The following is a 6224-nucleotide window of genomic DNA, read 5'->3' on the forward strand; positions in this document are numbered from 1 at the left end:
GTGACCGGGCCGGCACCCTCCCGGTGCTCGGGCCGAGGCGAGGTCAGAGGACCGGGCGGACGTGGGTGACGAGGCGGCCCTCGTCGAAGACGTGGATGGCGATCTGCGGCGGCAGGTCGTAGTCGACCGGGACCGGGATGTCGAGTTCCTGGTCGAGCAGCAGCGTCGAGACCACACCGGGAGCGACCGAGAGCGGCAGGCCGGCGAAGGTGGTGCTCGCCGCGGTGTGGGCGTGGCCGACGATGACGGCCGCCACCTGTGGGTACTGCTGCACGATCTCCTCCAGCCGCTCCGGGTTCCGTAGCCGGATCGCGTCCACGTACGGGACGCCCAGCGACACCGGCGGGTGGTGCATGCCGATGATGGCCGGGGTCTCCGGGCTCTCGGCGAGCACGTCCCGCAGCCAGGCGATCGTCTCGTCCTCCAGGAAACCCTCCGGCCGGCCGGGGACGCTGGAGTCGCACAGCGCGACGGTGAGCCCGTCGAGCCGGAGAACCTGGTTGACCGGCCCGTCGCCGTCCTCGTCGAGCATGACCTTGCGGAACGCCGAACGGGCATCGTGGTTGCCCGGACAGATGATCGTCGGGTGGCGCGTGGTCAGCAGCTCACGCGCGATCTCGTACTCCTGGATCAGGCCGTTGTCGGCGATGTCGCCGGTCACCACGACCGCGTCCAGAGGGCCGGGAAGGTTCTCCAGGTGCCGCATGACGGATCGGGTCCTGTCGATGCTGCGGGGAGAACCGTCGATGTGGACGTCACTTACATGCGCCAGGATCAGCATCACTCAAGAGTGGCACATCAACTTTCCGCCGAGTATGTCGAACTCCTCGCGAAAAAGAAGGCGGAAACAAGCCGTGGCCCGTCCCTGCCCCACGCGAGGGACGGACCGCGGCGGATCGTGATCACACCCTGTCCGCTACTCCCACCGGAACAGTCGGGTGGCCAGTCCAGCCGTGACCAGCAGGGTCGCCGCCACCACCACCAGGTGCAGTGGCTGCGGCGCGTGCCCCGCCCACGTGTCGCGGAGCGCCGTGGCGAACGGCGCCATCGGCAGGAAGTCACCGACCTGCCGCACCAGGTCCGGCATGAACTCCCTGGGAACCCACATCCCGGACATGAACAGCAGCGGGAACATCAGCAGCGAGCCGATGCCCGGCGCGGACTTCGCGCTGGGCGCCAAGGCGGAGATCAGCAGCCCCAGGCCGAACATCGAGGCCGTGCCGAGCACGAACACCCCGGCGAAGGCCAGGAGGTTCCTGGGCGGGGTCAGGCCGAGGACGAGGCCGCCGAAGCCGATCAGGAGGATGGTGGCGATGATCGCCACCGCGAGGTTGTTCACGACCTGGGCGACCAGCAACCGGACCGGGCTGACCGGGGTGGTGGACATCCGGCGCAGCACACCGCTCTCCCGGTAGCTCACCAGCGTCGCCGGCAGGGTGGTCAGTGCCATCGTCACCACGGCCAGGATCACCATCATGGTGGGAAAGTGAGTGTCGATGATCCGCTCTCCGCCCATCTCGGGAGGAGCCTCCTGAAGTCCGGCGGTGCTGCCCAGCCCGAGCAGGAGCACGAGGGGGAGCAGTACCGCGAAGATCGGGCCGGCGGGGTCCCGCAGGAAGAGCTTGAGCTCGGTCAGGATCATCTTGTTCATCAGGAAAGCTTCTTTCCGGTGAGGCCCAGGAAGGCGTCGTCGAGATTGGCCTGCTCCACGCGCAGGTCGGCGGGTACGACATGGGCGGCGGACAGGGCGGTCGTGATCGCGAGCAGCAGGTCACCGGTACCGGTGACCGTGATCTGCCCGCCGCTCCGCCTCATCTCGGTGACCTCGGGCAGTGCCTTGAGCACCGAGTCGTCGAACGGCTGGGAGGGCCGGAACCTGACGGTCTGCTGCCCGCCGACCCTGGCGATCAGGCCCGCCGGGCTGTCCAGCGCGACCAGCCGGCCGGAGTCGATCAGCGCGAGCCGGTCGCAGAGCCGCTCGGCCTCCTCCATGAAGTGGGTGACCAGCAGGATCGTCACACCGTCATCGCGCACCCGCTCGATGAGCTCCCAGGTGTCCCTGCGGGCCTGCGGGTCCAGGCCCGTGGTCAGCTCGTCCAGGATCGCCACGCGAGGATTGCCGACCAGGGCCAGTGCTATCGAGAGCCGCTGCTGCTGGCCGCCGGAGAGTTTCCCGTAGGGCGTGTCACGCTTGTCGGCGAGCCCGACCCGTTCCAGGAGTTCGGCCCAGTCCGCGGGGGCCCGGTAGAAGGACGCGTACAGGTCGAGCGCCTCCCACACCCTGAGCTTCCCCGGCAGCGTGGAACTCTGCAGCTGGACGCCCAGCTGTTCCCTGAGCTCGGTGCCGGTGAGGCCGCCGAGCACGCCGACGGTTCCGGAGTCGGGGACGCGCAGGCCGGCGACGCACTCCACGGTGGTCGTCTTGCCGGCTCCGTTGGGGCCGAGAACGCCGAAGATCTCGCCCTCTTCGACGGTGAACGAGACGTCGTCCACCACCAGCCGGTCTCGGTACTGCTTGCGGAGGTTGCTGACCTCGATGACCTTCATGCCAACCGACGCTAGAAGCCGTGCCGCGCGGAGAGAATCCGCCTGGACCCCTGGCGGGGGCGGGCCAGGCACCCGGCAGGGGTGTGGCTACCTCCACCCCCGGACGGCGTCCGCCACCACTGGGCACATCCGGAGACATCATCGAGACTTGACACATGAGGACGTACGCGGTGGCGGTCGGCAAGGCACTGGTCCTGGGGGCGATGGCACTGGTGGACATCGCCCTGGTGGCGCTGACCCTGTTCGCGTTCCTGCTGACGTTCGGGTTGGGGATGATCTTTGTGTTCCCTCCGACGGCCCGGCTGATCAGGTACCGTACGGCGTTCGCCAGGAGGTTGACCGGCACCTGGCTCGGGACCGCGGTGCCGGCGCCCTACCTGCCGCCGCCGCTGCCGGCACGACCCCAGCCCGACGGGTGGTACCGCCACGAGCGCCAGCTCTACAAGACGCCGCGCTGGCCCGACTGGAACAACCGCTGGAAGTGGATGTTCGGCGACCCGGCCACCTGGCGGGACGGGCTCTGGCTGTTCCTCAACCCGGTGGTCGCGGCCGCTCTGTTGCTGCTCCCCCTCACCCTGGCCACAGGCGCCGTCCTGGCGTCACGGTCCGCGGTGCCGGCGGCCGTGCCTCCGCTCCTGGGGTGCGCCGCGGTGGTCGCGCTGATCGCGTTGCCCCACCTGCTGCGGGGATACGCCTGGTGGAACCACCTGTTGCTCTCCCCCACGGCCAAGTCCGTGCTCGCGGGGCGGATCCAGCGGCTCGACCAGGCGCGCCTGGCGACGGTCGACTCCCAGGCGTCCGAGCTGCGGCGGATCGAGCGCGACCTGCACGACGGTGCGCAGGCGAGGCTTGTCGCGATGGGCATGACGCTGGGCGCGGTCGAGGAACTGATGGACAAGGATCCGGCGGCCGCCAAGGCCCTGCTCGGCAAGGTCAGGGAGGCCTCCTCCATGGCGCTCGTCGAGCTGCGTGACCTGGTCAGGGGCATTCACCCACCGGTCCTGGCCGAGCGCGGCCTCGGTGACGCGGTGCGCGCCCTGGCGCTGGACAGTCCGCTGAAGGTCACGGTCACCGTGGACCTGCACGCCCGCCCGGACTCGCCCGTCGAGTCGGCCGCCTACTTCTCGATCAGCGAGCTCCTCACCAACGCGGCCCGCCACGGTGGTGCCGAGCGGGTGTCGATCGACATCAGCAGCCATGACCACGCGCTGCGCGTCGTGGTCACCGACGACGGCGAGGGAGGCGCCGACCCGTCGCTGGGCAGTGGCCTGCGGGGCATCGAGCGCAGGCTGGCGGCCTTCGACGGGGTGCTCGCGGTCAGCAGTCCGCGCGGTGGCCCGACGATCGCCACGTTCGACCTGCCCAACGCGCTCGCCGAGAAGCGCCGGGACAGCAGGCCTCTACCTCGGGGGAAGGCCGTCATCGTCGGGATCTGCTGGGGGCTCGGCTGGCTACCGCTCTTCCCGCAGGGGCTGGTGACGATGGTCATGAAGATCATCGACACCGAGCACCTCAGCTGGTTCCTCGCGCTCTACCTGCCCGAGCCCCTGCAGTGGCCGCTGATCGTCTTCAACATCTCCCTGGGTCTCTCCATGTACGCCGCGGGCATGATCATCCCCGCCATGCACTCCAGCCAGCGCCGGTTGGCGGAGGTCGTGCCGGCCCGCCTATGGTTGGGCCGATGAGCCTTAGAGTCGTCATCGCCGAGGACCTCTACCTTCTGCGGGACGGTCTGGTCCACCTGCTCCAGGCCCACGACTTCGAGGTCGTGGCGGCGGTGGAATCGGGGCCCGAGCTGCTGAAGGCGCTGATCGAGCTCAGGCCCGACGTGGCCGTGGTCGACGTGCGCCTCCCGCCCACGTTCACCGACGAGGGGCTCCAGGCGGCGCTGGCGGCGCGCAGGGCCGTCCCCGGCCTGCCGGTGCTCGTCCTGTCCCAGCACGTCGAGCAGCTGTACGCGCGCGAACTGCTGGCCGACGGCTCGGGGGCGATCGGCTACCTCCTCAAGGACCGGGTCTTCAACGCCGAACAGTTCGTCGACGCGGTCCGCCGGGTCGCGGCTGGAGGCACCGCGATGGACCCGGAGGTGATCGCCAAGTTGTTGGCCAGCACCGTCCGGCACCAGCCGCTCGGCGCGCTGACCCCGCGCGAGCGCGAGGTGCTGGAGCTGATGGCCGAGGGCCGCTCCAACGCGGCCATCTCCCAGCGCCTGTTCCTCAGCGAGAGCGCGGTGGGCAAGCACACGGCCAGTATCTTCGCCAAGCTCGACCTGGTCCCCTCCGATGACGACAACCGCCGCGTGCTCGCCGTCCTGACCTATCTCAACGCGGCCCGAGGCTGACTTTCCCAGGCTCGGACCCTGTTTGTCGGTCCCAGCGGATAACGTGCTGAAGGACGGTTTCCGCACGTGGCGGTGCTGTTCAGGACGAAGGGATGATCAGGTGAAGTTCCGGGTTAACCGTGATGTCCTGGCCGACGCGGTGGCCTGGGTGGCCCGGGTGCTGCCGAACCGACCGGCCATTCCCGTGCTCTCCGGGCTGCTTCTGGAGGCCGACGGAGACGATCTCGTACTGTCGGTCTTCGACTACGACGTCTCCGCCCGCGTCTCGATCGAGGCTGTCGTGGCGGAGCCCGGCAGGGCGCTGATTCCGGGCCGGATTCTCGCGGAGATCACCCGCAGCCTGCCCGATGACGCGGTGGAGGTCGCCACCAGCGGTTCCGAGGCGGTTCTGACCTGCGGCAGCGCGGAGTTCGGCCTGTTGACCATGCCGGTTGAGGATTTCCCCTCTCTCCCCGAGATGCCCCCCAAGATCGGTGCCGTCGGCGGCGGGATCTTCGCGACCGCGGTCGGCCAGGTGGCTTCGGCGGCCAGCCGCGACGAGACCCTCCCCATGCTGACCGGCATCCGGGTCGACATCTCAGGCGACGACGTGACCCTGGCCGCCACCGATCGCTACCGCATCGCGGCCAGGGAGTTCGGCTGGCGCCCCGAGCGGCCGGGCACCGCGGCCGCCGCCATGGTGCCCGCGCGGGTGCTCGTCGAGGTGGCCAGATCGTTGCGCGGCGGCGAGGTCTCCGTGGCGCTGGGTGAGGGCATCGCCGGTTTCGAGAGCGTGGGCAGGGCCACCACCGTCCGCCTGCTCGACGAGCAGTTCATCGACTACCGCGCGCGGCTGACCGACGACTGGTCGATCCGGGCCGACCTGCGGGTGGCCCCGTTCGTCGACGCGATCAAGCGGGTCGCGCTGGTCGCCGAGCGCAACACCCCGATCCGGCTCTCCTTCGGCCAGGGGCAGGTTCTCATCCAGGCGGGCGGTGGCGACATCGGTCGCGGCACCGAGGTCGTCGACGCCGAGTTGTCCGGTGACGATATCCAGATCGCCTTCCAGTCCCACTTCCTGCTCGACGGCCTGAACGGTGTCGAGACCGAGTTCGTCCGGCTCAACATGGAGTCGCCGAGTCGCCCGGCCCTCATCACCGAGGTTCCCGGCGATGCCGACCCCGCCTTCCGCTACCTGGTGATGTCCCTGCGCCTGACCTGAACGCCTCCGTGTCCGGGCACACCGGGTGCTCCGGGTACCTGGATCGGGCCGCCCCGCCGGCCGCCCAGAGGGCTTCTCACAGTGCGGGCCCCGCCCCCCGGCCGGGGGGGGGGGCGGTGGGGAGGGGGCCCCGCT

At 69.9% G+C, this 6224-nt stretch carries 6 protein-coding genes; 3 read left to right on the top strand and 3 right to left on the bottom strand.

Annotated elements, in window-relative coordinates; genetic code table 11:
• Positions 1-43 precede the first annotated feature (43 nt).
• From AB0J58_RS33800 to AB0J58_RS33810, 3 genes are all read right to left on the bottom strand, one after another.
• Positions 44-781: a metallophosphoesterase gene (locus AB0J58_RS33800; RefSeq protein WP_364223583.1), complete on the bottom strand. Its 738-nt coding sequence runs from the start codon at positions 779-781 to the stop codon at positions 44-46.
• 135 nt (positions 782-916) lie between these two features.
• Positions 917-1651, bottom strand: coding sequence for an ABC transporter permease (locus tag AB0J58_RS33805; protein WP_364223585.1), 735 nt, complete (start codon positions 1649-1651; stop codon positions 917-919).
• On the bottom strand, positions 1651-2547 hold the full coding sequence (locus AB0J58_RS33810; RefSeq protein WP_364223587.1) for an ABC transporter ATP-binding protein: 897 nt from the start codon (positions 2545-2547) through the stop codon (positions 1651-1653). The genes AB0J58_RS33805 and AB0J58_RS33810 overlap by 1 nt, the downstream gene beginning before the upstream one ends.
• Before the next feature lie 155 nt (positions 2548-2702).
• Between AB0J58_RS33810 and AB0J58_RS33815 the strand changes: the two genes are divergently transcribed.
• From AB0J58_RS33815 to dnaN, 3 genes are all read left to right on the top strand, one after another.
• The gene (locus AB0J58_RS33815; protein WP_364223589.1) at positions 2703-4232 is read left to right on the top strand and encodes a histidine kinase; all 1530 of its coding nucleotides are present in this window, start codon (positions 2703-2705) and stop codon (positions 4230-4232) included.
• The gene (locus AB0J58_RS33820; protein ID WP_343970257.1) at positions 4229-4888 is read left to right on the top strand and encodes a response regulator transcription factor; all 660 of its coding nucleotides are present in this window, start codon (positions 4229-4231) and stop codon (positions 4886-4888) included. Before AB0J58_RS33815 ends, AB0J58_RS33820 begins: the two co-directional genes overlap by 4 nt.
• A 100-nt stretch (positions 4889-4988) precedes the next feature.
• Positions 4989-6089, top strand: coding sequence for a DNA polymerase III subunit beta (dnaN, locus tag AB0J58_RS33825; protein ID WP_343970253.1), 1101 nt, complete (start codon positions 4989-4991; stop codon positions 6087-6089).
• Positions 6090-6224 lie beyond the last annotated feature (135 nt).

The organism is Streptosporangium sp. NPDC049644 (genome assembly GCF_040675205.1).
GTDB lineage: Bacteria > Actinomycetota > Actinomycetes > Streptosporangiales > Streptosporangiaceae > Streptosporangium > Streptosporangium fukuiense.